The sequence below is a fragment of the Arthrobacter sp. CAN_C5 genome (assembly GCF_017875735.1).
Lineage (GTDB): Bacteria > Actinomycetota > Actinomycetes > Actinomycetales > Micrococcaceae > Arthrobacter_D.
In genome coordinates this window covers 3,385,690-3,411,653 of sequence record NZ_JAGGMZ010000001.1, presented here as the reverse complement: position 1 = coordinate 3,411,653, position 25,964 = coordinate 3,385,690, and the positions used below count along the sequence as shown (strand labels likewise).

Annotated in this window: 22 protein-coding genes; 10 read left to right on the top strand and 12 right to left on the bottom strand. The window is 66.1% G+C overall.

Translation table 11 applies throughout. From position 1 onward, the window contains the following. Nucleotides 1-220: 220 nt before the first annotated feature. The gene (locus tag H4V95_RS15950; RefSeq protein ID WP_196865998.1) at nt 221-652 is read left to right on the top strand and encodes a thioesterase family protein; all 432 of its coding nucleotides are present in this window, start codon (nt 221-223) and stop codon (nt 650-652) included. A gap of 72 nt (nt 653-724) precedes the next feature. Here H4V95_RS15950 and fdhA read toward each other — a convergent pair whose 3' ends face one another. Together fdhA and H4V95_RS15940 are read right to left on the bottom strand one after the other, a co-directional pair. Next, nucleotides 725-1,942 (bottom strand): formaldehyde dehydrogenase, glutathione-independent, encoded by a 1,218-nt coding sequence (fdhA, locus tag H4V95_RS15945; RefSeq protein ID WP_196865997.1) that lies wholly within the window; start codon nt 1,940-1,942, stop codon nt 725-727. Nucleotides 1,943-2,132: 190 nt separating this feature from the next. Next, nucleotides 2,133-2,603, bottom strand: coding sequence for a DUF4383 domain-containing protein (locus H4V95_RS15940; RefSeq protein ID WP_209731057.1), 471 nt, complete (start codon nt 2,601-2,603; stop codon nt 2,133-2,135). Between the two features lie 249 nt (nt 2,604-2,852). Between H4V95_RS15940 and H4V95_RS15935 the strand changes: the two genes are divergently transcribed. After that, on the top strand, nt 2,853-3,098 hold the full coding sequence (locus H4V95_RS15935; protein ID WP_196865995.1) for a YegP family protein: 246 nt from the start codon (nt 2,853-2,855) through the stop codon (nt 3,096-3,098). A 45-nt stretch (nt 3,099-3,143) separates the two neighbouring features. Here the strand turns inward: H4V95_RS15935 and uvrA are convergent, their stop codons facing one another. Beyond that, nucleotides 3,144-5,675 carry an excinuclease ABC subunit UvrA gene (gene uvrA / locus H4V95_RS15930; RefSeq protein ID WP_196865994.1) on the bottom strand — a complete coding sequence of 844 codons (2,532 nt, stop codon included), beginning with the start codon at nt 5,673-5,675 and terminating at the stop codon, nt 3,144-3,146. 10 nt (nt 5,676-5,685) lie between these two features. Further along, on the bottom strand, nt 5,686-8,967 hold the full coding sequence (locus H4V95_RS15925; protein ID WP_245345746.1) for a DEAD/DEAH box helicase: 3,282 nt from the start codon (nt 8,965-8,967) through the stop codon (nt 5,686-5,688). A gap of 199 nt (nt 8,968-9,166) precedes the next feature. Here H4V95_RS15925 and H4V95_RS15920 point away from each other — a divergent pair, with 199 nt between their 5' ends. Then, nucleotides 9,167-10,390: a hypothetical protein gene (locus H4V95_RS15920; protein WP_196865993.1), complete on the top strand. Its 1,224-nt coding sequence runs from the start codon at nt 9,167-9,169 to the stop codon at nt 10,388-10,390. A gap of 37 nt (nt 10,391-10,427) precedes the next feature. Here the strand turns inward: H4V95_RS15920 and H4V95_RS15915 are convergent, their stop codons facing one another. Continuing rightward, entirely contained in the window at nt 10,428-11,192 is a 765-nt protein-coding gene (locus H4V95_RS15915) for a hypothetical protein (protein ID WP_196865992.1), read from the bottom strand. Between the two features lie 38 nt (nt 11,193-11,230). Then, the gene (locus H4V95_RS15910) at nt 11,231-12,208 is read right to left on the bottom strand and encodes a zinc-binding dehydrogenase (protein WP_196865991.1); all 978 of its coding nucleotides are present in this window, start codon (nt 12,206-12,208) and stop codon (nt 11,231-11,233) included. Between the two features lie 288 nt (nt 12,209-12,496). Here H4V95_RS15910 and H4V95_RS15905 point away from each other — a divergent pair, with 288 nt between their 5' ends. Beyond that, nucleotides 12,497-12,700 carry a cold-shock protein gene (locus tag H4V95_RS15905; protein ID WP_019483883.1) on the top strand — a complete coding sequence of 68 codons (204 nt, stop codon included), beginning with the start codon at nt 12,497-12,499 and terminating at the stop codon, nt 12,698-12,700. An 88-nt stretch (nt 12,701-12,788) separates the two neighbouring features. Here H4V95_RS15905 and H4V95_RS15900 read toward each other — a convergent pair whose 3' ends face one another. Then, a complete protein-coding gene (locus H4V95_RS15900) occupies nt 12,789-13,067 on the bottom strand; it encodes a hypothetical protein (protein ID WP_209731056.1) in 279 nt (92 codons plus the stop codon). Between the two features lie 97 nt (nt 13,068-13,164). After that, nucleotides 13,165-14,382 (bottom strand): benzoate/H(+) symporter BenE family transporter, encoded by a 1,218-nt coding sequence (locus H4V95_RS15895; RefSeq protein WP_312884062.1) that lies wholly within the window; start codon nt 14,380-14,382, stop codon nt 13,165-13,167. Nucleotides 14,383-14,465: 83 nt separating this feature from the next. Between H4V95_RS15895 and H4V95_RS15890 the strand changes: the two genes are divergently transcribed. Next, complete coding sequence (locus tag H4V95_RS15890; protein ID WP_196865989.1) at nt 14,466-15,023, top strand: helix-turn-helix domain-containing protein; 558 nt, start codon at nt 14,466-14,468, stop codon at nt 15,021-15,023. On the opposite strand, the gene H4V95_RS15885 is transcribed toward H4V95_RS15890, so the two are convergent. After that, nucleotides 15,020-18,568, bottom strand: a complete 3,549-nt coding sequence (locus H4V95_RS15885) for a TM0106 family RecB-like putative nuclease (RefSeq protein WP_196865988.1) — start codon at nt 18,566-18,568, stop codon at nt 15,020-15,022. The two genes, H4V95_RS15890 and H4V95_RS15885, sit on opposite strands and share 4 nt — an antisense overlap. A 162-nt stretch (nt 18,569-18,730) precedes the next feature. On the opposite strand from H4V95_RS15885, the gene H4V95_RS15880 reads away from it, so the two are divergent. Then, nucleotides 18,731-19,189, top strand: a complete 459-nt coding sequence (locus tag H4V95_RS15880) for a DUF3817 domain-containing protein (RefSeq protein WP_196865987.1) — start codon at nt 18,731-18,733, stop codon at nt 19,187-19,189. Nucleotides 19,190-19,226: 37 nt separating this feature from the next. Continuing rightward, complete coding sequence (locus H4V95_RS15875; protein WP_196865986.1) at nt 19,227-19,574, top strand: 2-polyprenylphenol hydroxylase; 348 nt, start codon at nt 19,227-19,229, stop codon at nt 19,572-19,574. A gap of 5 nt (nt 19,575-19,579) precedes the next feature. Here H4V95_RS15875 and H4V95_RS15870 read toward each other — a convergent pair whose 3' ends face one another. From H4V95_RS15870 to H4V95_RS15860, 3 genes are read right to left on the bottom strand one after another with little or no spacing between them, the layout of a single operon-like run. Beyond that, on the bottom strand, nt 19,580-20,227 hold the full coding sequence (locus H4V95_RS15870; protein ID WP_196865985.1) for an MBL fold metallo-hydrolase: 648 nt from the start codon (nt 20,225-20,227) through the stop codon (nt 19,580-19,582). Next, nucleotides 20,218-23,040 carry an FAD-binding and (Fe-S)-binding domain-containing protein gene (locus tag H4V95_RS15865; protein ID WP_209731055.1) on the bottom strand — a complete coding sequence of 941 codons (2,823 nt, stop codon included), beginning with the start codon at nt 23,038-23,040 and terminating at the stop codon, nt 20,218-20,220. The genes H4V95_RS15870 and H4V95_RS15865 overlap by 10 nt, the downstream gene beginning before the upstream one ends. A gap of 20 nt (nt 23,041-23,060) precedes the next feature. Then, on the bottom strand, nt 23,061-24,212 hold the full coding sequence (locus H4V95_RS15860) for a glycerol dehydrogenase (RefSeq protein WP_245345745.1): 1,152 nt from the start codon (nt 24,210-24,212) through the stop codon (nt 23,061-23,063). 167 nt (nt 24,213-24,379) lie between these two features. Between H4V95_RS15860 and H4V95_RS15855 the strand changes: the two genes are divergently transcribed. Genes H4V95_RS15855 through H4V95_RS15845 form a run of 3 tightly spaced genes read left to right on the top strand, consistent with a single transcriptional unit; the run spans nt 24,380 to nt 25,951 of the window. After that, complete coding sequence (locus H4V95_RS15855; protein ID WP_209731401.1) at nt 24,380-24,700, top strand: putative quinol monooxygenase; 321 nt, start codon at nt 24,380-24,382, stop codon at nt 24,698-24,700. A gap of 37 nt (nt 24,701-24,737) precedes the next feature. Next, nucleotides 24,738-25,532, top strand: coding sequence for an IclR family transcriptional regulator (locus H4V95_RS15850; protein ID WP_209731054.1), 795 nt, complete (start codon nt 24,738-24,740; stop codon nt 25,530-25,532). 20 nt (nt 25,533-25,552) lie between these two features. Further along, nucleotides 25,553-25,951 (top strand): hypothetical protein, encoded by a 399-nt coding sequence (locus H4V95_RS15845; RefSeq protein ID WP_196865982.1) that lies wholly within the window; start codon nt 25,553-25,555, stop codon nt 25,949-25,951. Nucleotides 25,952-25,964: the final 13 nt, after the last annotated feature.

Genomic DNA, 25,964 nt, shown 5'->3' with positions numbered 1-25,964 from the left:
TCTTTGGTGTCTGCCGGACGAGCAACGTCGGGTGGAGTGGCAGCACCGGGCATTTCCGCAGAGGTCTCGTAAGACCTGATAGCGGAGGGTTTCCTTGAGCGGGTTATCGTCTACGGTAGAACAGAATTCAATCGTTGCCAAATCGAGACGTGTCGGAGCTTGACGAACGAGGGGGAACCGGGTGGTTTTGGTTGGCCAGATACTGACCTGCAGGGTGCCGATGCGGTGGTCCGATATGGACGCCTATGGGCACATAAACAATGTACAGGTTTTACGCCTGCTGGAGGAAGCGAGGATCCACGCTTTTGGGCCTCCTGGGGGCACCGGAGCCGAGGGGGAGTCACCGCCCGTTGCCGTGTTTTCCTCAGTGGAACCGGGCACCCAGGCCCTTGTCGTCGAGCATCGCGTGCGGTTTGTGGACACGCTCGATTACAGGAATGTTCCGGTACGCATCGATGTGTGGGTCAGCGCAGTGAAGCCGGCCAGTTTCACTCTCGCCTACCGGATCCACGACCCAGCGACGGGCGCTGTCTGCGTGAAGGCCGAAACAATCCTCGCTTTCGTGGACACGAACCTGGGGAGCCTGCTCCGGCTGACCGCCGAGCAGAAGCGCGCGCTGGCCCCCTACCAAGGCAGCCCACTGTTCGCTTGAGGGTGCTCCGGCCGGGCGGCAGGGCAAAACCGCGGGCACCACAGGGGTGCCCGCGGTCCGCATCCGTGTCAGCTACGCAGCAACGTACCCGTGGGGGTCGAGCACGTACTTCGTGGCTGCCCCGGCGTCGAACTCCTCGTAACCGCGAGGAGCGTCAGTCAGGCTGATCGCCTTGGCGTTGACGGCCTTGGCAATCTGCACCTTGTCGTGCAGGATCGCCATCATCAGGCCCCGGTTGTACTTCATCACCGGACACTGACCGGTGGTGAAGGACAACGACTTGGCCCAGCCGGTTCCCAGGCTGAGTGACAGGGAACCAACCTTCGCGGCGTCGTCGACCGCTCCCGGGTCGCCCGTCACATACAGCCCCGGGATGCCCAGCGCACCGCCGGCGGCGGTGAGGCCCATCAATGAGTTCAGCACCGTTGCCGGTGCCTCCTTGGCGGAGCCGTCACCGTGACCGCGAGCCTCGAAGCCCACGGCATCCACACCGCAATCCACTTCAGGGATGCCGAGAATCTGCTCGACCTGGTCCTTGGGATCGCCCTTTGACACGTCGACCGTCTCGCAGCCGAAGCTGCGGGCCTGGGCCAGCCGTTCCTCATTCAGATCGCCCACGATGACGACGGCGGCGCCAAGCAGCTGAGCCGATACGGCGGCTGCCAGGCCGACAGGTCCCGCACCTGCAACGTAGACGGTGGATCCGACACCCACACCTGAAGTGACTGCACCGTGGAAACCCGTGGGGAAGATGTCCGAAAGCATGGTCAGGTCAAGGATTTTCTCCAGGGCCTGGTCCCGGTCCGGGAACTTCAACAGGTTCCAGTCGGCATAGGGCACCAGCACGTATTCGGCCTGCCCGCCGACCCAGCCGCCCATGTCCACGTACCCGTAGGCGCTTCCGGGACGGTCGGGGTTCACGTTCAGGCAGATACCGGTCTTGCGTTCCTTGCAGTTCCGGCAGCGCCCACAGGCGATGTTGAAGGGCACGGAGCAAATGTCGCCCTTTTTGATGAATTCGACGTCGCGGCCCACCTCGACCACCTCACCGGTGATCTCATGGCCGAGCACTAGATCGGAGGGGGCAGTGGTACGGCCCCGAACCATGTGTTGGTCGGAGCCGCAGATATTCGTCGTAACAGTCTTGAGGATGACACCGTGATGCACCTTACGGCCCACATTGGCCGGGTTCACCCCTGGTCCATCCTGCAGCTCGAAGGTGGGGTAGTCGATATCGATGACCTCCACTTTCCCGGGTCCTTTGTAAGCAACGGCTTTGTTTCCAGGCATGAGCTTCCCTTCCGTTTCCGAACAGCCCTGTCGTCGGTGACGGGGCACAGGGTGAACGTACCGCGATTCGGGTTGCACCAAGGTTGCATTCACGTTGCATTGGTTTTGGGTGGAAGCCCACACAAAGTTGCCTTGCGGCGGAGAGAACCGGCGCAAGGCAGCATTGATGATCTGGGCCCTAGGCCGCTGGTTAGGTGTGGGTTGATCGGCCACCTCCACGGGTCCGCGCCAGGTGAGTGAGGGCGATGCCCCCGGCGATCAGCGCCAGGATCAGATGCAGCCAGTTGCCTGCCGCGTTGAAGGACAGAAAGTTGGCCGTCGACCCCAGGTCGATGACCATGCCGTAGATCCACATGATCAGGAATAGTGCGCCGCTTCCCAGCAGAAAGTTGCGGGCGCCGCTACTGTCCCTACTCATGATGATTCCGGCCGCTCCAACCAGCAGATAGACGATGTTGAGCAGGATCGACACCTGGAAGACGCCGAAGAGTAATGCCTCTGACTCGCTGGCGAGGGCCAGCGAACCGTACTGTGTTGTCAGTCCCGGCACGAAGGCCAGGACGCCCAAAAGCAGAAAGACCACGCCCAATCCCATCGAGCCGCTACGAACGAGCTCGTGGGTCACGTGAAAGTCACGTGCATGATGTGATGCGGTAGTCATCTCCCCTCCCTTGAAACAAGAAAATAACCCCAAATACTGCGGAACTATTCGCCGAGCTTCTACAGGGCCGTTGGCATGGGATCGCTGCCCATGCCAGCACTACTATTTTACCGCCGGTAGAGAACCAGACAAAGGACGAAAGACCCTGAAATGGCGGCGAAAATAACACCCCGCACCATATCCACCGGCGCTAAGGATGCTTACTATGAAAGGTACCCGTAACGACATTCCTTACAAGGAGGTAAGAAAGTGTCAGGCTACTTCAAAATAGTGGATGCGCACGACGGTGGATACCGGATCAAACTCATGGCCGGCGACGGAGTGCTCGTCGCCGTCTCCACGTATTATCCGACCAAGTCGCAGGCCATCGCTGGCATCGAACAGATCCGCGAAATCGCTGGAACCGGTCCCGTGGTGGACCAGACCCGAGGGAACCACATCGGCGCGACTGCCAGCGCCGCAGGCAGGAAGAGTTACAGCGCCCCGCGCCGCTAGCCCGCCAGACCTGGCCCGCCTCTCCGCAGCCTTCACCCCGAGACCTTACCCGGCGGTCGCCAACCGCCGGGCGAGGTACGGTGCGGTCCGGCTTTCCGGAGTACTTGCAACCGACGACGGCGTCCCCGCTGCAACAATCCGGCCACCCTCGTCCCCGCCGGACGGCCCCAGGTCGATCACCCAGTCAGCCGCGGCGATGACTGCCATGTCGTGTTCCACGACGACCACTGTGTTGCCGGCGTCGACCAGGTTGTTCAGCTGAGCCAACAGCAGCTGCACATCGGAGGGGTGCAGCCCGGTGGTGGGCTCGTCGAGCACATACAGGGTGTGCCCGCGGCGCGCACGCTGCAGTTCGGTGGCGAGCTTGATGCGCTGTGCCTCGCCGCCGGAGAGCTCGGTGGCTGGCTGGCCGAGCCGCAGGTAGCCGAGCCCCACCTGCCGGAGGGTGGTCAGGCTGCGCGCCGCAGCGGGGACATCGGCGAGGAACTCGGCGGCGGCGTCCACGGTGAGCCTGAGGACCTCGGCGATGGTCCGGCCCCGGTAGGTGATCTCCAGTGTCTCGGGGTTGTAGCGTGACCCGTCGCAGGTGGGGCAGGGCCCGTAACTGCCGGGCAGGAATAGTAGCTCCACCGAGACGAACCCTTCGCCCAGGCACGTCTCACAGCGGCCGCCGGTCACATTGAACGAGAACCGTCCGGCCCCGTAGCCGCGAGCCTTGGCCTCATCGGTCCCGGCGTAAAGCTTCCGGACGGCGTCGAACAGGCCCGTGTAGGTGGCCAGGTTGGACCGGGGGGTCCTGCCGATTGGGCGCTGGTCCACCCGGACGAGCCGGTCGATCAGGTCGAGGCCCTCCACGTGGCCCACCGTCATGTGGTCACCCGGTGCGCAGTCGCGGTCGCTGCCGTCGTCGGCGTCCTCCGCCGGAACACCGGCGTGCAGGTAATCATTGACGACGTCGGCAAGCACCTGGGAGACGAGCGTGGACTTGCCGGAGCCGGAGACACCGGTGACGGCGGTCAGCACATTCAGCGGGATGGTGGCGTCGAGGCCCCGCAGGTTGTGGCGGCTGATGTTGTTCATGCTCAGCCAGCGGTCCGGCTTTCGCAACGCGGCGTCGGCGGCCGGGGGAGCCTGCTCGGGGAAGAGGAACGGCCTGGTGACCGAGTCCTTGACGTCCGCGAGACCGGACACGGCGCCGCTGTAGAGGACCGAACCGCCGGCTTCGCCGGCCTTGGGTCCCACATCCACCACCCAGTCGGCGCTGCGGACCACGTCCATGTCATGTTCCACCACAAACACCGAGTTGCCGGAGGACTTCAGCTGCTGCAGCACTTCGAGCAGCGGTTCGGCGTCGGCGGGGTGCAGCCCGGCCGATGGCTCATCGAGCACGTAGATGACGCCGAAGAGGCCGGACCGCAGCTGGGTGGCAATGCGCAGCCGCTGCATCTCACCGGGCGAGAGGGTCGGCGTGGGCCGGCGAAGGCTCAGGTAGCCCAGGCCAAGATCCAGCAGGACACCGACGCGCTGGTGCAGGTCCTTGGTCAGGGTGACGGCCACCTCCGTGGTCTCGCCGGAGCTCAGGGCACGGGAGCTGGATCCTGCACCCTGCAGGGTGGCGGTGGGTTCGACGATGGCTGCCAGCTCGGCGAGGGGCACATCGGTCAGTTCGGCGATGGAGTAGCCGGCGAAGGTAACCGCCAGTGCTGCCTGCTGCAGCCCGCTGCCATCGCAGAGGGGGCACGGGCCGCTGTGCATAAACTGCAGGACGCGTTCGCGCATCGACTGGCTGGACGAGTCGGCGAGGGTGTGGAGCACGTAGCTCTTCGCGCTCCAGAATCGGCCCTTGTAGGGCTTGGCGACCCGGTCCCGCTGCGGGGTGACCTCCACCACCGGCTGTTCCTCGGTGAACAGGATCCAATCGCGGGACTCCCTGGGGAGCTGGTCCCACGGAGTGTCGATGTCGTGACCAAGTTCACGCACGATATCGCGGAGATTCTTGCCCTGCCAGGCTCCGGGCCAGGCAGCGATCGCTCCATCGCGGATGGTCAGCGACGTATCGGGGACCAGGGATTCCTCGCTGACCGTGTGGGCGATACCCAACCCGTGGCACTGTGGGCAGGCGCCGGCGGCAGTGTTGGGGGAGAACGAATCAGAGTCCAGGGACTCGGCACCCTCGGGGTAGGTGCCGGCGCGGGAGAACAGCATCCGGACGGAGTTGGAGAGGGTGGTGACGGTACCCACGGTTGACCGGGAACTGGGAGTGCCGCGGCGCTGCTGCAGCGCGACGGCGGGCGGCAGGCCGGTGATCTCGTCGACCCGGGGGTTGGAACCCTGCTGGATCAGACGCCGCGCGTAGGGGGCCACCGATTCGAAGTAGCGGCGCTGGGCTTCGGCGTAGATGGTGCCGAAGGCCAGGGAGGATTTGCCTGAGCCGGAGACGCCGGTGAAGGCCACGATGGCGTCCCGGGGGACGTCCACGCTCACGTTGCGGAGGTTGTTTTCCCGGGCACCCCTCACCTGGACAAAACCGGTCAGGGGGGAGGTTGCGGGCAGATCGGCTGATAGTTGTTGACTCACCCCTCCGACTCTAGCCCTCCAGCAGCCCCCTGATGTCGTCGGCGGTCAGTGCTGAGCTGAAGACGGCGTCGTCGTCCATCACCGAGCTGAAGAGCTTGGCCTTCTGTTCCTTGAGCTTCATCACCTTCTCCTCGATGGTTCCCGACGCCACCATCCGATAGACCATGACGTTGCGGGTCTGACCGATCCGGTGGGTACGATCCACGGCCTGCGCCTCGGTAGCCGGGTTCCACCAAGGGTCCAGCAGGAACACATAATCAGCCTCGGTGAGGTTCAGGCCGAACCCGCCGGCCTTGAGGCTGATCAGGAAGACGGGCGCCTCCCCGTCCTTGAACCTGTTGATGACGTCGCCGCGGCGCAGGGTGGACCCGTCAAGGTAGCTGTAGGCGATGCCCTGGGCGTCGAGCCTCTCTGCGGCTTTCTTCAGGAAGGAGGTGAACTGGCTGAAGACCAGCGCCCGGTGGCCCTCGGCCACCACATCCTCGAGCTGCTCGAACAGGACGTCGAGCTTGGCGGAGGGGACGCCGTCGTACGCCTGATCCACCAGCGACGCGTCGAGGCTGAGCATTCGCAGCAGGGTCAGCGACCTGAAGACGATCATCCGGTTGCGGTCCAGGTCCTCGATCAGGCCCAGCAATTTTTGCCGCTCGCGCTGCAGGTGGGTCTGGTAGATCTTCCAGTGCCGGGAATGCAGTTCCACCTCCAGTACCTGCTCCTGCTTCGGGGGCAGGTCCGAGGCGACCGCTTCCTTGGTGCGCCGCATCAGCAGCGGCCGGATCCTGCGGCGCAGGCGCGCAAGCCGCTCCGTGTTGGCTGACTTCTCGATCGGGTTCCGGTAGTCCTCGGTGAACCGGCGGGCCGAAGGGAACAGGCCGGGAGCGGTGATCGAGAACAGCGACCACAGCTCCATCAGGTTGTTCTCCATCGGGGTGCCGGTGATGGCGAGTTTGAAGGGCGCGGAGAACTCCTTGGCGCACAGGTGCACCTTCGCGGTCCGGTTCTTCACGAACTGGGCCTCGTCGAGGATCAGCCCCGCCCATTCCTGCGACTGGTACCCCTCGAAGTCCAGCCGGAACAGCGTGTAGGAGGTCACGACGACGTCGGCCCCCGCCGTCAGCGTGGCCAGGTCGACGCCGCTTTTCGCCTGGGTGTCTGCGACCCCGGTCACCGCGAGCCCGGGGGCAAAACGGTGCGCCTCGGATACCCAGTTGGGGACCACCGAGGTGGGTGCGACGACGAGGAAAGGCTTCGACTCACCCTGTTCCTTCGCATGGGTGAGCAGTGCCAGGGCCTGCAGGGTTTTGCCGAGCCCCATGTCATCTCCGAGGACACCGCCGAGCCCGTGCTGGTAGAGGAACGCGAGCCAGTTGAAGCCGTCCTGTTGATAGGGGCGAAGGGTTGCGAACAGGGTGGGCGGTACGGGGGTGGGGCTGATTTCCTGCAGGTCATTGAGCCCGGCGACTGCGGCCCGCCAGCCCTGGGCCTCCTCCGTCTCCTCGGCCAGGTCCTCGAACTCCGCCCAGAGTCCCGCCTGGTAGCGGCTGATCTTCAGGCCCGGCTCCCACTCGTTGAGCGCGCGGGCTTCTTCGATCAGCTCACGCAGCTGCTCGAAGACCGGCTGGTTCATTGAGAGGTAGCTGTTGTCCACCAGTTTGATCTTCTTCTTGCCCTGCGCCAGCGCCCGAAAAATATGGTCGAAGGGGATCTTGCGCCCCTGGACGGTCACCAGCACCCCGAGGTCAAACCAGTCGCGGTTGTCCGTCTCCACAGTGGTGATGGTCAGTTGGGCAGGTTCGGTGAGCTCTTCATAGCTGGGCTGCTCGCCGACGACGTCCACGCGGATTCCGTCGAGTTCCAGGAGCTTCGGCAGGGTGTCTTCGGTGAACTCGACGGCACCCATGTCCTCCAGGGTGAGAGCCTCCAGGGGGGTCGCTCCGAGGTGGACGCGCGCGGTGCGGAGCAGCGCCTCCTCCACCACAGGGTCCCGGTAATCCTGGGCGCCCGGCTCGGGGTGCAGGGCTTTGCGGGTGGTGTCCTCGCCGAGCCGGTACTCCCAGTCCCAGGCCAGTTCCAGGCGGTCTCCGGAGGTGTAGTGGGCCGTCAGGACCAACAGGGGCGGGGCAATGTCCGGGAAGGTTACCGAGTCGTCGCTGCTGATGACTTCGATGGCCTGGCGGAGCCGCGGGTAGAAACTGTCGAGGAACAGGGGCCTTTCCGCGGCGGGGATGACCACCGGGGCTGTCTGCAGCAGCAGCCCGATGTCATGGTCGGTGAGCCGTTTGGCGGAGGGGGCCAGGGTGATGATGGTGCTCTGGGTGGGGCTGCCCGGGTGGACCGTATAGATGCCGTGGGTACTGATTGGCTGCGCGGTTTCCGGCGCGTGCTGATGGCCGTCGATTTCCAGAATCGGGCAGAGACGCAGTTGGTCGTCGGTAGTGGTGGCATCGAGCTTCAGGGTGGCGCTGCCGGCCAGGACCACTGCGACCCCCTTCGTGGACGCAACAAACTCAACACCCAGGCGCTGCGCCTCCCTCAGTAACTGCCACAACAGGGGGTTGCTGAAGTCCTCCAGATAGAGCCAGGAGTCGTTGTTGCCGAAGTAACTGACACCCGTTCCCCGGTGCAGGGACGGGAACTGGGAAAACCACCGGTGTTGGTCCGGGTCAAGGAGCATCCCGTAGGTCTGATAGCTGATGCTGCCCCACGACAGGTTGTTCTTGACCCAGTTGCCCTTGCTGTTGCGGATCACCGGCCGCACGCCGAGCTGCGGCTTCGCCGTCCGGCGCTGCGTCTTCGGGGTGGACTGCCAACCGGTGTGGAGGCCCTGGACGGAGCGCAACTCAAACTGGAGCGCCAACGGTGTGCGGGCGGTGACCGGTCCTGTGACCTCATCGGTCGGCGGGTTGATGAGTCCAGAAAGCGAGCTCTGCCACCCCTGCGGGGCAGATTTTCGGACCGGCGCGGTGAGCTCTTGCCGGGAGAGCAGGTGCTCGGTGTTGCTCTGCAGGGCCGTGGCGGCGACGTGCTTGCAGTCGAGGCTGATGGGGCAACTGCAGAAGCTGTCCCTGAGGTGGTAACGCCCGTCGCCCTTCGCGCTGAGGAAAAGCCGGGTGCGGTAGGCACCGGGGGAGTTGCCCTGCACCCTGGCGTCCAGGGTGTTTGCCGACGGGTCCCAGGCCAGTTGGGTGACCGCACCCTGTTTCGCGTAGGTCTGGCCCCGCTGAAATGAGGCGCCGCCCACCATGCGGATGATGTCGGTGACATCGATCATGGGGGAGCTGGTCTGGGGCATGGATTAATGCTCTCACGCACCACCGACCGAATGGTCGGTGGTGCGGCGGGGCGGCTGAACGGGCCCGCAGGACCGACGTCAACCTGACCTTGAACCGAGGGTGAGCTGACGTTGACCTGACGGTGAAACTGGCTGTCCGCGATCGGTGACTCACGCCGTTCCCGGGAGTAAAATTCAGAGGGAGGGCAGGGAGATGGCCATGAAGCCACGCACGGGGATACAGCGCCAACTTATCGGGTGTGTCATCGCGTTGGGGCTCATTGCTCCGACACTCTCTCCGGCTGCAGCGGCGGCACCGCCTGCGGGTGCGAAACCTGATGACCTGCGCTACTACCAGGCGGCGGTCAACCTCATCCCGGACACGGACGGAGCCTATGCTGGCGCCGTCTCATTCCGGCAAGACTTCAGGGGCGAAGCATCGGTCGACGTATTCCTGTCCCGGGCGGCCACGATCACGTGCCCGGACCTGAGCGAGGACTTCGCTACCACCACGATCCAGACCGAAGATCGGGAGGCGCGAGCGCCCGGCCCGGTGGAGCTCGACATCGGGCACAGCCTGGACCAGGCTTTCGGGCACGCAATTGTTGATCTGACAGTCACGGCCAGCCCGGGGTGCGGCGAACCTGAGTCGGTCACGGTGCTGCGCGCCCAGGACGTCCAGATCACGGTGACTGGGACGACGCCGAGGTTCTTCACGGGCATCGGTGGAACCACCTCGTCGGGCTCGGACCGTTCCAGCGGACGATTCTACGATTTTTCACGAGATGGGACCGGCACCCTGAGCGTTGGTTCGCTCATCGTGGGGGTCGGGAGTCCCGCCGCGTTCCTGAAATTCGCCGTCGAAAAGCGGCGCACCCACGGAGAGGCCCCGGTGGCGCCGGATCCGGTCGCGCCGTCAGGCGGCACCGGAGCGCGGGGAGATTACAGTGCCGAATTTGAGCTCACCGGCAATCCCGGGGTGGTCTTCGAGGATGCGATTGTGCAGGCCAGCACCACCAGCCCACCGGAGCGAGCTACGACCGTCAGTGCGTCGAGCCTCACCGTTGAGCTGATCGACTGTGGTGACGGCACCACCGGCTTTCGCGAGCAGTTCGTTGTCGGGTCAGGTCCTGGTGTGCTGACCATCGCGCGCAAGCTGGGATCGGCTACCGCATCCGGTTCCATCCAGTTCGACCGATTCGTCAATGACGAATGTCAGGGTGGTGGGACGGTCGTCGACACCGTTGTTCTCCCAGTAACGCTCGACCTCGTAGCAACGGGGCCCCTCGTGCGGGTGAGCGATACCCGCTGGCAGATCAGGCCGGGCGACGGTGCTGAGCGCACCAAAGGGTGGTATCTCGGGCGGGAGGCAACCGGCACAGTGGCGGTCGGGTCGGTAGGTGGGACGACGAATCTGGGCGCAATCGGCTCCTCCGGACCCTGACCGGCGGTGCGGGGTGGAGCAGTGGTGTGGTCAGGACCTAGCCGTTTCCTCCGCCGATCACGTCCACGTGGACATGGTCCAAATGGCGCAGGATTTCGTTTCCGGGGGCAGGAGCGTCGTAGTAGTGCCATCCTCCGCGGGCAAGGCGCGCACTCCAGAACTCGTCGTCGAAGATGACGTACTGGATGTCCAGGTCTGCCGCGTGGGCGACCAGCCAGTGGGACAGAATCCACCCCTGACGCCGGTTGTCTTCGGTCACCGGGCGGAAAAAGACGTCGATCGCCCGGCCGTCGTAATGGGTGGATTCCCCGCCGTGACCCTGGCCGACGCCACCCGGGGCGAAGCCGCCCAGGCTTTGGTCGCCGAACACCTCGGCCATCGCTATCCGTACCTGCTCGGCGCGCGGTGTCAGACCGGAGGCGGTGATGTCCTCGACCTCAAGGTCGCTGGCGGCCGAGCCGCGGCAGTGGAGACTGGGGCCAGCGTCGTCGGCTGGCCCGTCGACGAGGCGCTCGATGACCGCGTCGTCGATGCCGGTGGTGTCGGGGGCCTCGGCGCCGCGGGCCAGAAGCGCCGCGGCGGTGGTCGCCCGCTTCGCCATTTCACGGTCCAGACCGACGTTCCCCTCGGCGGTTTCAACGGTGCATTCCGGGCCGCCGAGCAGTGATCCTCCCTGGCTGGCGAGAGGGCCCACCAGGCGTGGCCCCACGAGCATCAGCGCCGCGGCGATGACCCCGACGACCAGCAGGCCCACGAGCACCCGGTACGGCCGACGTCGTCCGGGTGTCTCGTTGCGGGGCATGCGTTAAATGCTCTCACGGGACGTGGGAGCGGGTGGCCCTACGGGCGGAGCATGACCTTCCCCTTGCGGCCTGCGACGAAGTTCGCTTTCGCCGCAGCCTGCACCTGGTCAAACGGGTAGACCGCCTCGACGGGCAGCGAAATGGAGCCGTCCGTGACCCGCGTCAGCAGTTCACCCAGGAGCTCCCCACGCCGCTCGGGAGTCATCGATCCCATGACCCGGCTGCCCCAGAATCCCTTGACGACCAGATTCTTGAAGATGATCGACCCGGAGTTCAGCGCCAGGTTGCTGCCGCCCATGGCACCGAAGATCACCAGGGTGGCATCCTCGGCGAGTTGGGAGAGGACATCGTTGCTGGCGTCGCCGCCGACTGAATCCACTCCGGCCACGATCTTTGCGCCGCCGGTCAGCTCGGCGACGCGGTCCTGCCAGCCGTCGCTCTCGGTGGACACGATGCGCTCGATGCCCTGGGCCGAGAGTTCCTCGACGCCGGCGTCACGACGGACCAGGCCGATGACGTTGATTCCGCGGGAGGGCGCCAGCTGCGCCAGCAGCCTTCCAACGGCGCCGTTGGCGGCATTCTGGATGATCCAGTCACCCTCGGAAAGCTCCAGCCAGTCAAGCAGGGCGAGGGCAGAGAACGGCATGGCGACGAGCTGCGCCGCAACCTCGTCGGTGGCACCCTCAGCCACCGGAATGAGGCCCGCCGCCGGGGCGATGAAGTACTCGGCCCAGACACCGAAGGTACCGCCGGTGGCAACCCGCTGGCCGATGCTGAGGTGCTCGACGCCGTCGCCCAGGGCGTCCACCACCCCGGCGGCCTCGGTGCCCGCCTGGGCAGGGAGCGTGGGCTTGAAACCGTAGGTGCCGCGAACGGTCCAGAGGTCGTGGTTGTGGATTGCTGACATGAGGGTGCGGACCCTCACCTGGCCGGGGCCGGGTTCCGGTGTGGCGATGTCCTCTACCTGCAGGACGTCCCATGGTTCGCCGAATGTGTGCTGACGAATAGCGCGCATGATTGCCTTCTCTCGTTGCCGTGCGGTTACGGGGAAAACAACCACGGGGCCGGGTGCGGTATTCCACCAGCACGGGCCGGTCGGCGGAGCTGGGGGTGGGCCCCGTTTTTGCCTGCCGTGAAATCCATGTAGACTCGTACGCAGTTGTAGTGTTGCGCATTTTGTATTTCAAGCGGCGAAACCCAGACGGGCCAGCCGCTTTTTCTGTAGAAGCGGGAAACGAACGCCGCGACTGAGACTACCCGACAGTCGGGATCGGTTTCATATTTCCAGAAGGATGTTTTAAAAATGGCAACAGGTACCGTGAAATGGTTCAACGCTGACAAGGGCTTCGGCTTCATCGAGCCAGAAGATGGCAGCGCCGATGTGTTCGCTCACTTCTCCGCTATCAACTCGAGCGGCTTCAAGTCCCTCGACGAGAACCAGAAGGTTAGCTTTGAGACCGAGCAGGGCCCCAAGGGTCCTCAGGCCGTAAACATCCAGGTCGTCTAATTCGACTTAGTGGTCAATGACCACTGAAATAGGGCGGGAAGCAATTCCCGCCCTATTTTGCGTTAACGGCTAATTCCGGACGGCTCAATCACTGAGATACTGGCTCATTATTCGGCCGGTCTGAATGAGAGGCGGGGAAATGCTGCTGGGCCAGGGCGTCGAGGCTCGACATAGCGCGGTGCACCCCGATCAGGACCAGCACGAACCCGGCGACGGCCAAGGCAATGCCCGTGGTGGTCCAGAAGTTCGGTCCGGAACTGATCTGTTGCGGTACTCCCAGGAAGAGCCAGGCCAGGATGCCGGATACCGTCAGGAATAGGCCAAGGGTCGTAGCGCCCGCCGATTTTTCTACTGTGAACTCATTCATGGCATATAACCTACCCTCGCCGCGGCCTCTTTCGGCTCGATTATCCAGAAATCGCGACCTATGGTCGCTGCCAGGTCGGTCATTGGTGTTCAGCAGATCACGGGTTGGTGCGGTGCCGGGGCGACCGCGCAGCCGGGCGTTCCAGCACCCACCGGACCAGCAGTCCGGCAATCAGGGCCCAGAACGCACCGCCGATGCCGGCCAAGCTCAGGCCGGACGCCGCGATCAGGAAGGTCACCACCGCGCTCATGCGCTGGCCGACGTCGGACAGGGCTGCTGCCAGCGCCGACGCCATGGTTCCCATCAGGGCCAGACCGGCCACCGCCTCGATCAGGCCGGGTGGGGCGGCGGAGATCACGGTGACCAGCGCTGCTGATGCCGCCGCCAGGATGAGGTAGCAACATCCGGCGCTGACCGCAGCAATCCAGCGGCGACCCCGGTCCGCACCCGCCGTCTCACCAGCCGAAAGCGCGGCCGAAAGTGCCGCCAGGTTGATCGCATGACCGCCGAACGGCGCCGCCGCGGCCGTCCCGATGCCGGTGACCAGCATCGACGCCCGCCACGGCGTCGGGTAACCGAAGGACTTCAGCACGGCCACGCCGGGAACATTCTGTGATGCCATCGTCACGACATAGAGCGGGAGAGCCAGGCTGGCAACCGCTTGGAGGCTGAACTCCGGCGGGGTCAGCTCGACCGCGGGTGCGGCGGCACTCCAGTCCAGTGCAATCCGGTTCACCGTCAGGTAACCGCCGATCACCAGCAAAGCGCCGGCCAGGGTGAGCGGCACCGCCCATCGCGGGGCGAACCGGGTCCCGATCAGCCAGATGGCGAGCACGGGAAGCACCAGCAACGGGATCGTGCCCAGGGCGCGGAAGGGGGCCAGGCACAGGGGGAGCAACACCCCGGCGAGCATCGCCTGCGCCAGCGTGGTCGGAATCCGTCCGATCAGCCGGCCCAGGGCAGGCACCGTTCCGGTTGCCACGATCAGCACCCCGGTGACCAGGAAGGCGCCGACGGCGGCCGGCCACCCGCCATCGTACGAGGCCGCTCCGGCCAGCAACGCCGCTCCTGGGGTGGACCAGGCCAGGGTCACCGGGACCCGGTACCTTACCGAGAGAAGAATCATCCCGAGACCGAAGAGCACGGTCAGCGCGAGCAGCCCCGAGGCGGCCTGCTGCTCCGTGGCGCCGGTGGCCCGCAGCCCGGCCAACACCACGGCAAACGAAGAGGTGAAACCCACAAGGGCGGTCACCACCCCGGCCAGCACCGGTTCCCGGAGCGGGGTGTGCACAACTGCGGAGCTGGCGGGTGGCACGGGACTGGCTCGCAATCTGGCTAGCGGAAGGATCGCATGTTCCGTAAACAGAACGCTGCTATCGTAGCCGCAGGAGGCACGCAATGACCAGCAACACCACACCCGAGCGTCTGACCGCCGTCGGCCGCAGAATCAGGGAACTGCGGGAGGGGCAACGGGTTTCCCTCTCCGCGCTCGCGGCCCGGGCCGGCATCGGCAAAGGGACCCTGTCGGAGCTCGAGACCGGTCAACGCAACCCGACGCTGGAAACCCTCTACGCCCTGGCGGCACCCCTGCGGGTGCCGCTGGCCGTGCTCCTGGGAGAGGAACTGGGAGCCGAGGCCAGCGACGAGGCGGTCACGGCCCGGTTGCTGGGAGTCCGCCACCACGACGACGGCGGCATTACCGAGGTCTACTGGCTCGCCATCGCGCCGAACGGGTCCCGGGTGTCGCCACCGCACGGGCCGGGCGTCTCCGAGCACCTGCTGGTGGTGAGGGGGAGCGCAACGGCGGGGCGCACCGGCGAGCAAGCGTCGATACCCACCGGCGGGTTCCACGCCTGGGCCAGCGACACCGAACACTCCTATGGCGCAGGTGCTGAGGGGGCGGTCGCCGTCCTGACGATCACCTCCCCACCGCCTAGTGGAAACCCGACCCCCTAGCGGGGCTGCAGCATGCCCGCGCTCGCGGTGCACAGGCCCACAAAGGCGCCCAGTTCCTCAAACTGCTCCGGACGGGGAGGCAGATGGTGGGTGAGTTCCGGGGAACGGACCACCACCGCCCGCCATTGCCCTCGCGACACCGCGACGTTGATCCGGTTGCGGTTCAACAGGAATCCGATTCCCCGCGGCGCTTCCGCAGCCGAAGAGCAGGCCATCGACACGATCACTACGGGGGCTTCCTGACCCTGGAACCGGTCAACGGTTCCCACCCGCACACCATCGAGCCCGGCTGCCGCCAGGGCAGCCTGGATCTTCTGGACCTGTGCGTTGTAGGCAGCCACCACCAGGATGTCCTCTGGCTCCAGCGGCCGCGCGACGGCGTCCGGGCCGCCGGTCCACTGCAGCCCCAGGTGTTCCGTGACCTGGCTGACTACCTCGTCGGCTTCCTCGGCTGACGACGTGGTGTTGCCGACGTGCGGAATCAGCACGCAATCCACACCCGCCGGTTTGCCCGCCAGGAAGCGCTGCCTCGCCGCCGGAGCCGCCTCCAGTTTGCCGTCGTAGGACAGCCGGGACACCACCGCGCACAGGTCCGGGTGCATCCGCCAACTGTCGGCCAGGAAGTACCCGAACTCCGGCGGGAGGGTGGCGTGCCCAGCTGATAGCCAGCCTAGGGCCGAGGTGTCCACCGGTTCGGGGTGGCTGCCCTGGGTCACCTGTGGCAATTGCTGCGGGTCGCCGAGCAGCAAGAGTCGCTTGGCCGCCCGCGACACTGCGAGCGTGTTGGCCAGCGAGTACTGTCCCGCCTCGTCGATAACCAGGAGGTCGAGTGAACCCGCCGGCACCTTGCTTCCCGTCATGGTCCAGGCGGTGCCGCCCACCAGGGCGCCACCGGGCGAATCGAGGAGTTCCGCCAGACCCTCGTCGGTCTGGTGCCCCCAGGGGGCCTGGGCGTCGCTGGTCTTCTTGGCCGTCCGGCCCGCCGGTACGCCTGCAGTAAGCGCCTGCTGGATCATGTGCTCAACCACCTTGTGGGACTGCCCCACCACCCCCACCTTCCAGCCGTCGGCCACCAGGGCAGCGATCACATGGGAGCCGACGTAGGTTTTGCCGGTGCCAGGTGGCCCCTGCACAGCAAGGTAGGAGTGGTCCAGGGCGACGACGGCGGCGGTAATGGCGGTGACGTAATCGCCGTCGACCACGGTCGGCAAAGACTGCCGCCCGGAAAGAATAGGCGCGGACCGGCGCAGCACCTCAAGACCCGGGTTGCAGGGGAGGTCAGGCAGCGTGGATCCCACCTGGATAGCCAGCTCGGACAGGGCCGCGCGGATGGAGGCGGTGGCAACCGGTTGGTCGGGAGTCAATGCGATGGGCAGCTCGCTGTACTCGCCCCCCTTCGTCCGAAGCCTCTCCCGGACCACCAGCACGTCCCGGCCCCCGTCGTGGCTGCGGGACACCACCTCGGTGCCAAACCAACCGGCCCGCGGGGAGGTTCCGCCCTCCGCCTCAAGAACAAGGTCCTCCGGCAACGGCGGAGCGAACATCCTGAACACCTTCTTGCCCGGTACAAATTCGGAGCCGTCCGAGGCCACACCCGTCAGCTTCAGGGTGCGCACGGGGTTGCTGCGGGAGGTGGGACGTTCCCAGCCGGACAGTATTTCCGCTTCCTGCACCACGAAAAGGGTGCGGGTGTCCGGCCAATCCTCGATTGCCTTGTCCAGCCGGTCAAAGTGTTCCCACCAGAACTGTTTGTCCTCGCGGCGGTGGTAGCCGACGGCGGCCGCGACCATCGCCACGGTCTGCTCGTCTGCGGTCAGGGCCCGGGTCAGCGGGAGACCCTCCAGATAGTCCAGCAGCCGGGTCTCCTCCGGTCTGGGCTCCTGCACCACAGTTGGTTCCTGGGCGCGCGACGCTGCGGGAATGATCTCCCGTTCCGCGGCACGGTCGAGCAGCCAGTTCCGGAGCCGGAGCGTCGACAGGCAGTCATATTCGTTGTAGTCGCGGATACCCGCGAGGATCTCAGCGGCCAGTGCGCTGTCCCCGGCATCCCGGGCGGTGCAGTAATCCGCGTAGGCCACCACCGAAGCTCCAGCGTCCTTGACATACCCGCTGCGCAGATTCTCCCCCATATAGAGGGGCTCCAGCTTCTTGATGCTGTACGAACTCTCGGAGATGCGCAGGCTATGCCGGACGGTCTCATAGAGGTCCACCAGGACGCCGTCGCGGAGGAGCGCGTCCACCGCGTCCTCGCCCACCACGTGGGCAAGGGAAAGATTGCGCAGCGCCGTCTTCTCGTAGGAGGCGTAGTGGTAGATGTGCAGGTCCGGGTACTGCGCGCGCCGCCGGGCCACATAGGCCAGGAAATCGGTGAAGGCGTGCCGTTCCTCGCCGCGCGAATGGGCCCAGAGCGGCCGGAATGGGGGAGGGTCGCCGGGACGGTCGGGGTTCTCGACCACGCCGAACAAATACTCAAGCCCCCACCGACCGGCGTCGTCCTGCCAGAGGGGATCGCCCTCGAAGTCGAAGAAAATGTCGCCCTGGCTCGGTGCCGGAAGGGTAGCGAGCGTGTGGTCGGACAGCACCCGGTAACTCAGCGTGGCGGGGAGCCCGTCCTTGCCGGTGTACTGGACGCTGCCGTCGGGCTGGGCTGAGCCGGTCTGCATGCGGGCCTGGTCGCGGAGCCGGAGCAGGCTTCTGTCTGTGGTCGGGACTTCCAGGGCGGCAAGTTCGTCGATGGTGTGGATACCGTCGGCGTGGAGCTTCGCCCGGCGGGTGGTGCTCATCCCTCCCACCAGCAGCAGGTCACGGGTGTCGGCAACCTGGACCTGGCAGTAGGGGCAGCGGCCACAGGCGCTGTGGTCCGTGCCTCCCCACTGCACCGGCTCGTGCTGGTTGCGGTGGCGGTCGACCAGATTCAGGAACCGGTCCCGGCGCTCGCGGAACACGGGCAGGATGTCGGCGAGGCTGTGGATGCTATGAGCGCCGTTCCCGAGCACCAGGGTGACCTCGGACGCCGTCGGGATGCCCGCGGCCACGAGCTGATCGCCGTACGCGGCCAGTTGCAGCAGCGCGCTCACCTTGGCGTGGCGGGCCAGCTTGGTATCCCAGACCGCATAGGAGCCGTCAGAGGTTTTTACCAGGAAGTCGGACCGGCCGTGGAACTGGCCGTCGAAGAACGCTGCCTGGAAGACGACGTCGGCTCCGGAACGGAGTGCGGCGGTCGATTCCCGGTGTTTGTCCGCCAGCAGGGTGCGGTCCATGCCGGTGGCGGGAACGACGTCGTACACGCCCGTCCCGCTCTCGGGGTTCCAATCGCCGTGCTCGGCGACCAGGGCCTCAAGCACCCGGTGTTCATGGACGTCGCCGAGGACTGCCGTTCGCTCCAGCATGGCATCCACCTCGAACTCCGGGCGGGTGGCGCGGCCCAGCTTCTCGTCCAGGATGTAGAGCAACCGGTACTCACACTCGGCTGCGGTCACCAGATCGGTGGCAGAAAAGATCAGGTCCGGCGGCTCACCGGGGAGTGTGGGGTCGAGAAGAAACACTGTGCCTCCCAGCGGCTGCAACCTTGAAGCTGTTCACGGTATCCGGACGGTTTCAGCTAACCATCCGCCACTGACAGTGTGACATTTCCAACGCCCACCAAATGCCGGTGGCGGAACCGGCTGCGGTAATTTGGAAGGACCGACCATTCTGGAGAGACCCGCATGAGCCCCCGCATCCTGTTCCGTACCGTCGCCGTCGCCGAGGCCCTGACCTGGGCGTTCCTGCTCCTGGCCATGTTCCTCAAGTACGTCACCGAGACCACCGAGGCGCTCATCTCCCCGGCCGGTGGGATTCACGGGTTCGTCTTCCTGGTGTTCGTCGTGGTCACGGTCTTTGTCTGGGTGAACCAGCGCTGGTCCTTCAAGACCGGGCTGCTGGGCCTGGTCTCGGCCATCATTCCCCTTGCCTCGGTGGTCTTTGACCAGACGATGGAACGCCGCGGGAAGCTCGACGGCGGCTGGCGGCTCGCGCCGGGCGCCGACACCCCGCGCGGCCCGATCGAGCAGTTGCAGGCGTGGGTGCTACGCAAGCCTTTCCTCGCTGCCGCCGTCACGGTAGTTGCGGTTGCCGTGGTTTTTGCCGCACTGCTGGTAATCGGCCCACCGGTTCCCAGCAGCTAGTAGGTTGGTAACCCACCACTTTCTTCGATAGGCCCCCATGCCCAGCACACCCCAGACCCCCGACGACGAGCGCTTCTTCCTGCACGAAGGCCGAAAGTGGCGCCGCGCCGATCCGAGCCTGCCCGACGACGTCGCCAAGCAGTTGCTCTCCCAACTGGGTCGTGCCCGCTCAGCGGTCAACAAGCACCGCAAGGCCAAGCAGGAACCCAAGGTCAAGGACGCGCGCCGCCGCGTGCAGATCGCCAAGGAAGGGCTCGGCGAACGCGGAACACCCTGGTGGGAGCAGTCGCCGGCCGAGCGGCAGCAGCGCTGGGAGAAGGCCATCAAGACCCTCGACGAACTCCGGACTCCCGACGACGGTCCGCAGCAGGCAGACAAGCCCTAGTCGATCTAGCCCCGGGCAATCCCGGTCTTGGCGGGTGCGTTGTGCCCGGCGCAGACCCACCGGACGCCCCCGCCCGCGATCCGGGCGCGCAGCAGCTCCTCCGTTCGCCGTGCCTGCGCCTTATCGGTGATCGACAGGCGGTAAAACTGGCTGAGCTCTCCGGATTTGGAGACCATCACTGCATCGCCTGAGAACAGCACCTCACCAAACTGGAACGCCAGGTGCCCGGGGGTGTGTCCCGGCGTCGGGAAGGCGGTGAGGCCCTCGAAGATGCTTTGCTCGCCGGTCAGTTCCCTGACCTCCGCCGGATACTGGGAGGGAAAGGCCCTGGCAAGGAACCGCCGGAAACGGGTCGGCGGCGGAACCTCGCCGCGCAGGATCGCGGCATCCGCAGCGCCCAGCCACACCGGCACCTTGAGGGTCTGTTGCAGTTGCTTCACTACGCGGGAGTGGTCGGCGTCGTAATGGGTCAGCAGGATGTGGGTGACCGGGCCTATCACTGGTTCGGCGTCGCGCAGCTCCTCCAACAACCCGGTGTACCCGCCGCGCATGCCCGGGTCGATGATCGCCGTCGACCCGTTGCCGCTGACCACGTAGCCGTTCGAGCCTCGGGACCGTTCCAGTTGGTAGCAGTTCTCGGCGATCAGTCGCATGGGGGGATCCTCGTTCTCTCCTCTAGTAGCTCAAGGATATGGCGATAATCGTCCCCGGTAGCCCGGGTCATGCCGAGTTCGCAGGTGCGGTTGCACGAGGCGTGGGCCGAGGCATTGAAGCCGGCAACCTCGACGGCCTGCCGACTCGTGGCGGACGCGGTGAGCTCGGGGTGAAGCATCCCGCGGTCACCGGCGAAGGCGCAGCACCCCCACGTTTCGGGGACCAGTACTTCACCCGCGACGGCGCTGGCCACTGCCTCCAGTGCTGGGTTCAGCCCCAGCCGCGTCGAGGAACACGTGGGATGCAGTGCCAGCGACTCGAGCGGTTCAACGGTGCCGAGCCGGGGCAGCACCCGGTCGGCCACAAACTGCACCGCGTCCAGTACCACCAGCGGTGGCCGGCCGGTTGCCACCAGTTCAAGGGAAGCGTGCTCAAGCGCGCCGATCAGCCCCTCCGTGCAGGAGGAGGCGTCGCAGACGATCGGGAGTTCGCCGTCGTGGGTGGCCTCCCGCAACGCTGCGACGGTTTTCGCCCGCATCGTCGCTTCACCGGCGGCCATGCCCTTCGACGACCACGGCGTCCCGCAGCACAGCCCATCAATCCCGGACGGTACCAGCAGCGACAGCCCCGCGCGCTCGCAGAGCACCGAGAAACTGTCCTGTACCCCCGACCCGGTCCCAGCCGGCCCAAACATCGTCCCGACGCAGGCCGGAAAGTACACGGCATCGGGCGCCGCGGTGGGGGTGGCCCGCGCCCGCCGAGCTCCACCCGACGGCAGGTCGGAAGAATAGAGGGGCACCGTGTCGTGGCCCAGCACCGTCCGGGCCAGCCGGTTCGCCGGAACGACGACGGCGCCGGGAACCTTCGCGGCGGCGTCGAGCACCAACCCGCCCCCGCGCGTGATCAGGTTCCACCGGTGTGCCGCCCCACTCCATGCCAGATTTACCGCTGGTCCGGCGTCCTCGCGGCGCAGCCGTTTGACCAGTGATCCCGTGTTGATCTCCACCGGGCACGCGGTCTGGCACATGCCGTCGACGGCGCAGGTCTGGACCGACTCGTAGTCGTAATCGTTCTCGAGCCGCGCCACCAGGCCGGTGTCACCGTCGAGCCGTGCCTGCTCGATGGCGCGCAGGGTCACGATGCGTTGGCGCGGGGTGAGGGTGATGTCCTTGCTGGGACAGACGGGTTCGCAGAAGCCGCAGGAGACGCAGCGGTCCACCTCGGGGGCTACCAATGGCACGGTCTTGATGTGGCGGAGGTGCGCCTCCGGGTCGTCGTCGAGGATGATCCCCGGGTTGAGCATCCCGGCCGGGTCGAACAACTGCTTGAGTTCACGCATGACCGAGTACAGCTCATCGCCATACTGCCGGCGGACGTAGGGTGACATCATTCGCCCGGTGCCATGCTCGGCTTTCAGCGACCCGTTCTCACCCAGCACCAGGTCCACCATGTCCTCGGTAAACGCCCGGTACCGCTCCAGTTCGTCGGGGGCCGCGAACCGGTCGGTGAGCATGAAGTGAATGTTGCCGTCCTTGGCATGCCCGAAGATCACGGTGTCGCTGTAACGGTGCTCGCCGAACAGCCAGGTCAGTTCGGTGCAGGTCCGGGCCAGCGCCGGGACAGGGACCACCACATCCTCCAGCAGGGCCGTGGTGCCCGGCGGCCTGGCACCGGACACCGACGCATACAGGCCCTTGCGTAACTGCCACAGGCTCGCGCGGGCCGCCGGGTCGGAGCTGAATCGGGCAGGTTCGCTGAGCCCGAGACCTGCGAGTAGTCGTGGCTGGTCGCCCTGCACGTCGTCGAGTTCAGCCGTCGACGACGCCGAATACTCCACCAGCAGCGCGCAGTGCTGCAGAATGTCGAAGCCGCGGACGACGTCGGGAGCCCCCGTCAGGGTCTGGCCCACCTTCAGGGAGACGGCGTCCATCAGCTCAGCGGTCGCCGCTCCTGAGTCGACCAGGGCAGGCAGGGCTGCAGTAGCGGTGTCCAGATCCGGAAACACCAGCAGGCCGGTCGCCGCGAACGCCGGGCGGGGAATGGTCCGGAACACGGCCTCGGCGATGAACCCCAGGGTGCCCTCACTGCCCACGATCAGATGGGCCAGCATGTCGGCGGGGGTTTGGAAGTCCAGCAGGGAGTTCAGCCCGTATCCCATGGTGTTCTTCATGGAGAACTGGTGGCGTACCGTCCGCACGGACGCGGGGTTACCCCGGAGCCGCTCGGATAGCCTCAGCAACCCCTCATGCAGGTCGGGTTCGAGGGCCCGCAGTCTGGCGTCGGCATCGACGGCCCCGGTGTCGACGACGGTGCCGCTGGGCAGCACCACCGTTACCGATTCAAGCGTCCGGTACGCGTTGTCCGTGGTGCCGCAGTTCATCCCCGACGAGTTGTTTGCCACCACCCCGCCGATAGTGCAGGCCGCTTCGCTGGCGGGGTCGGGCCCGAACTTCCTCCCATACCGGGCCAGCCGCGCATTCAGCGCCCGGACGGTGACGCCCGGCTGGACCCGCACCCGGGCGCCGTCGTCGAGCACCTCGATCTCCCGGAAGTTCCTGCGCACGTCGACGAGCACACTGTCGGTGACCGCCTGCCCGCTGAGGCTGGTGCCACCAGCTCGGAGGGTCAGCGGAATGCCCTGCGCGGCGCTGGCCCGAAGCAAGGCCCCCACCTCTGCGGCGTTGGACGGCACCACCACCGCCTGCGGGATGAGGAGGAAATGCGAGGCGTCGTGCGCGTTTGCATGCAGGTCGATGGCGCGGGTCTTGACCTGCCCCGGGTCGGCGACTGCCGCCCGCAGGGCATCGAGCATCTGCGGCGCCGGGCGGGCGCTCAGTGCTTCGCCTTGTACTGCACTGGTTCGGGCAGGCCCGCCTGGCGACGGATGCCGGCCGACAGCCTTTCGATCGACTTCAGGGCGCTCGTGAGGTCGTCGACGCCCACGGGGAAGGGCATATTGTGGATGGTTTCGCCGGTCACGGTTGCAGCTTCTGCCACCCGCCGCAGGTCCTCGTCGTCGTCGGGGGACAGGCCCACCTCGGTCAGCGTATTCGGCAGCCCCACCCGGGTGGTGAATTCGACGAAGTCCCGGATGTCGGCGCTGGGCGCGCCCTCAAGGACCAGTTGGGTGAGGGACCCGATGTTGACCTTCTGCCCGTGCGCCAGGCCGTGGGTCTGGTTAGCGGCGGTCAGCCCATTGTGGATGGCGTGGGCGGCGGCCAGCCCACCGGACTCGAACCCGAGCCCGGACAGCAACGTGTTGGCCTCCACCACCTTCTCCAGGGCGGGGGTGACTACGTTGTCGCGGACCGCGTCGAGCGCCGGCAGGGCGTTTTCCCACAGCACGTCCCACGACAACCGGGCCAGGGCTGTACCGGTCAACGTGGGCAGGCCGCCTGCCATGGTGTTGGCGAAGGACTGGGTGGTTGCGCGGGCTTCAAGCCAGGTGGCGAGGGCGTCGCCCACCCCGGCGGCGAGGAACGACGCCGGCGCGTTGGCGACCAGCTGGGTGTCCACCAGCACCAGGTCCGGGTTGCGGGGGAAGAAACGGTACTCCTCGAAGACGCCGTCGTCCGTGTAAATCACTGCCAGAGCGGAGGTGGGCGCGTCGGTGGAGGCGATGGTCGGCACGGTGACCCAGCGGATCCCTGATGCGAAGCCCGAGGCTTTGACCGCGTCGATGGTGCTGCCGCCGCCCACTGCCACGATGACGTCGGTCTGATGTTCGGCGATCAGGGCGGTCAGCCGGTCGACCTCGTTGGCGCTGGGGACCCCGCCGAACCCCACCCGGGTGGTGGGCAAACCAGCGGCGGTAAGGGAGGCTTCGACGTCGTGCGCTACGAATCCCCAGACCAGATCGTCCGCCACGATCAACGGTTTACTGCCCAGCGGGGTGAGGAATTCGCCCACCCGGTGGATAGCGCCTTTCCCCTGGACGTACCTGGCCGGGCTGATCATGGTGCGGACCTGCATGGGATTACTCATCTCAATCTCCTTTGATAGAGGGTGGTCTACTGCCAGCGTAGGCCTCCGTCGCCTGGACGGCACCGCGTATTCTCACAAGGCGAGAACGGAAGTTGGAGGCGGCGGTGATTAACGGCAGACTGCTGGGAACACGAGCTCAATCCCACGACCCAAAAGGCAGGCGCGCAGTGATCTTCATCGTCGTCAAATTCAACGTCAAACCAGACTGGACCGACCGGTGGCTCGACCTCACCCGCCAGTTCACCGAGTCCACCCGCAACGAGCCCGGGAACCTGTGGTTCGAGTGGTCGCGCAGCGTCGAAAACCCCAACGAGTTCGTCCTGGTCGAAGCGTTCCAGGACGATGCCGCCGGGGACCACGTCAACAGCGCCCACTTCCAGCAGGCAATGAAGGACATGCCGCAGGCACTCGTGGAGACGCCGCACATCATCAGCGAGAAGATCTCCGCCGACGGGTGGGGTCGCATGGGTGAGCTGACCGTTGAGTAGGTTGCCTATGGCTTGACGGACCGGCGAAGATGGGGGTATGGGACGCAACGATGCTCTGACCGGCATGGCCTCGGTGCAGAAGGCTTTTGCGCTGCTCGACGTCGTCGCCGCCGACGAGCGTGGACTGTCCGCCAAGGAAATCGCGACAGCCCTGGAGATGCCGCTCCCGAGTGTGTACCGGCTCCTGAAAACCCTGGTTGAATCACGGCATCTGGTTCATTTGAAGGAGGAGAGTCGGTACGCCCTCGGCTACAAACTGCATGCCCTGGATGCGTCGCTGCACCGCCAGATCGGAACGCCGTCGGCCGTCGCCAGGCTGGTGCTCGAACTGCATTCGAGGGGCGACGCCGCCGCCTACTATGCGGTGCACCGCGGCGATCATATTGTGGTGGCCCACGTGGTGGATTCCCCGGCCCGGCGCCGCATCACCCCCATGGGCTTCGGTTTCAACGACGCTGCGCACGCCACAGCCTTCGGCAAGATCCTTCTCGCCGGGATGGACCCCACACGGCGGCGGGCGTTCCTGGGCAGGCAAGGGCTGCCCCCCATGACGTCCAACACCATCCGGACCCGCGACGAACTGGAGCTGGAACTGGAGAAGGTCAGCGCGGGCGGCATCGCCGTCGAGCGCGAAGAGTTCATGATCGGGTCGTCCTGTCTGGGGGCGCCGGTGCGGAACGCAGCCGGGCAGATCGTTGGATCCGTTGCGGTTTCCCTCGACGCGGCGGACTTCGATCGGCGGGCGGGGCGGATCGCCGTGCTGCTGCGTGACACCGCCGACAAGGTGGGCCGTGCGCTCCGGGCCACCTCAGTGTTACCGCAGCGTCGATAGATTCTCGATAGCATCGAGTTATGGAGAACCAGTCTCAGTTGTGGGGTGTCATTACTGAGGTGCTGACGTGGGTGGGGCTGGTGCCGGGGATTCTGCTGATTCTCATCGCCTGGATCATCCGCACCTCCCAGCTCGGCTGGACCGCCACTGACGCAGTGGTTTTCGTCACCGGCGAGGGCATCGGCTATCGCTGGCATGACCAGGAATACGAGATCCGGGAGGCCCTGTTCTCCTTCAGGGAGGGCAAGGACATGGTGCCGGGCACCGAATTCACCCTTTACTACAACCGGCGGGATCCCGACCAGTACTCCCTGACTGAACCGGTCCCACCGGCGCACTCGCTCAGGGTCCTTGGCTGGGTCCTGACCGGGATTGGTGCGGTCGCCGCGGTGGTGGGGCTCGTGCTGATCTTCGTGTGATGTTCCGGCGGGT

What these genes read in the sequence shown, in the direction of transcription:
- H4V95_RS15950 (WP_196865998.1), top strand. Translation starts at nt 221, where the DNA reads ATGCGGTGGTCCGATATGGACGCCTATGGGCACATAAACAATGTACAG.
- fdhA (WP_196865997.1), bottom strand. Translation starts at nt 1,942, where the DNA reads ATGCCTGGAAACAAAGCCGTTGCTTACAAAGGACCCGGGAAAGTGGAG.
- H4V95_RS15940 (WP_209731057.1), bottom strand. Translation starts at nt 2,603, where the DNA reads ATGACTACCGCATCACATCATGCACGTGACTTTCACGTGACCCACGAG.
- H4V95_RS15925 (WP_245345746.1), bottom strand. Translation starts at nt 8,967, where the DNA reads ATGCCCCAGACCAGCTCCCCCATGATCGATGTCACCGACATCATCCGC.
- H4V95_RS15920 (WP_196865993.1), top strand. Translation starts at nt 9,167, where the DNA reads ATGAAGCCACGCACGGGGATACAGCGCCAACTTATCGGGTGTGTCATC.
- H4V95_RS15915 (WP_196865992.1), bottom strand. Translation starts at nt 11,192, where the DNA reads ATGCCCCGCAACGAGACACCCGGACGACGTCGGCCGTACCGGGTGCTC.
- H4V95_RS15910 (WP_196865991.1), bottom strand. Translation starts at nt 12,208, where the DNA reads ATGCGCGCTATTCGTCAGCACACATTCGGCGAACCATGGGACGTCCTG.
- H4V95_RS15905 (WP_019483883.1), top strand. Translation starts at nt 12,497, where the DNA reads ATGGCAACAGGTACCGTGAAATGGTTCAACGCTGACAAGGGCTTCGGC.
- H4V95_RS15900 (WP_209731056.1), bottom strand. Translation starts at nt 13,067, where the DNA reads ATGAATGAGTTCACAGTAGAAAAATCGGCGGGCGCTACGACCCTTGGC.
- H4V95_RS15890 (WP_196865989.1), top strand. Translation starts at nt 14,466, where the DNA reads ATGACCAGCAACACCACACCCGAGCGTCTGACCGCCGTCGGCCGCAGA.
- H4V95_RS15880 (WP_196865987.1), top strand. Translation starts at nt 18,731, where the DNA reads ATGAGCCCCCGCATCCTGTTCCGTACCGTCGCCGTCGCCGAGGCCCTG.
- H4V95_RS15875 (WP_196865986.1), top strand. Translation starts at nt 19,227, where the DNA reads ATGCCCAGCACACCCCAGACCCCCGACGACGAGCGCTTCTTCCTGCAC.
- H4V95_RS15870 (WP_196865985.1), bottom strand. Translation starts at nt 20,227, where the DNA reads ATGCGACTGATCGCCGAGAACTGCTACCAACTGGAACGGTCCCGAGGC.
- H4V95_RS15865 (WP_209731055.1), bottom strand. Translation starts at nt 23,040, where the DNA reads ATGCTCGATGCCCTGCGGGCGGCAGTCGCCGACCCGGGGCAGGTCAAG.
- H4V95_RS15860 (WP_245345745.1), bottom strand. Translation starts at nt 24,212, where the DNA reads ATGAGTAATCCCATGCAGGTCCGCACCATGATCAGCCCGGCCAGGTAC.
- H4V95_RS15850 (WP_209731054.1), top strand. Translation starts at nt 24,738, where the DNA reads ATGGGACGCAACGATGCTCTGACCGGCATGGCCTCGGTGCAGAAGGCT.
- H4V95_RS15845 (WP_196865982.1), top strand. Translation starts at nt 25,553, where the DNA reads ATGGAGAACCAGTCTCAGTTGTGGGGTGTCATTACTGAGGTGCTGACG.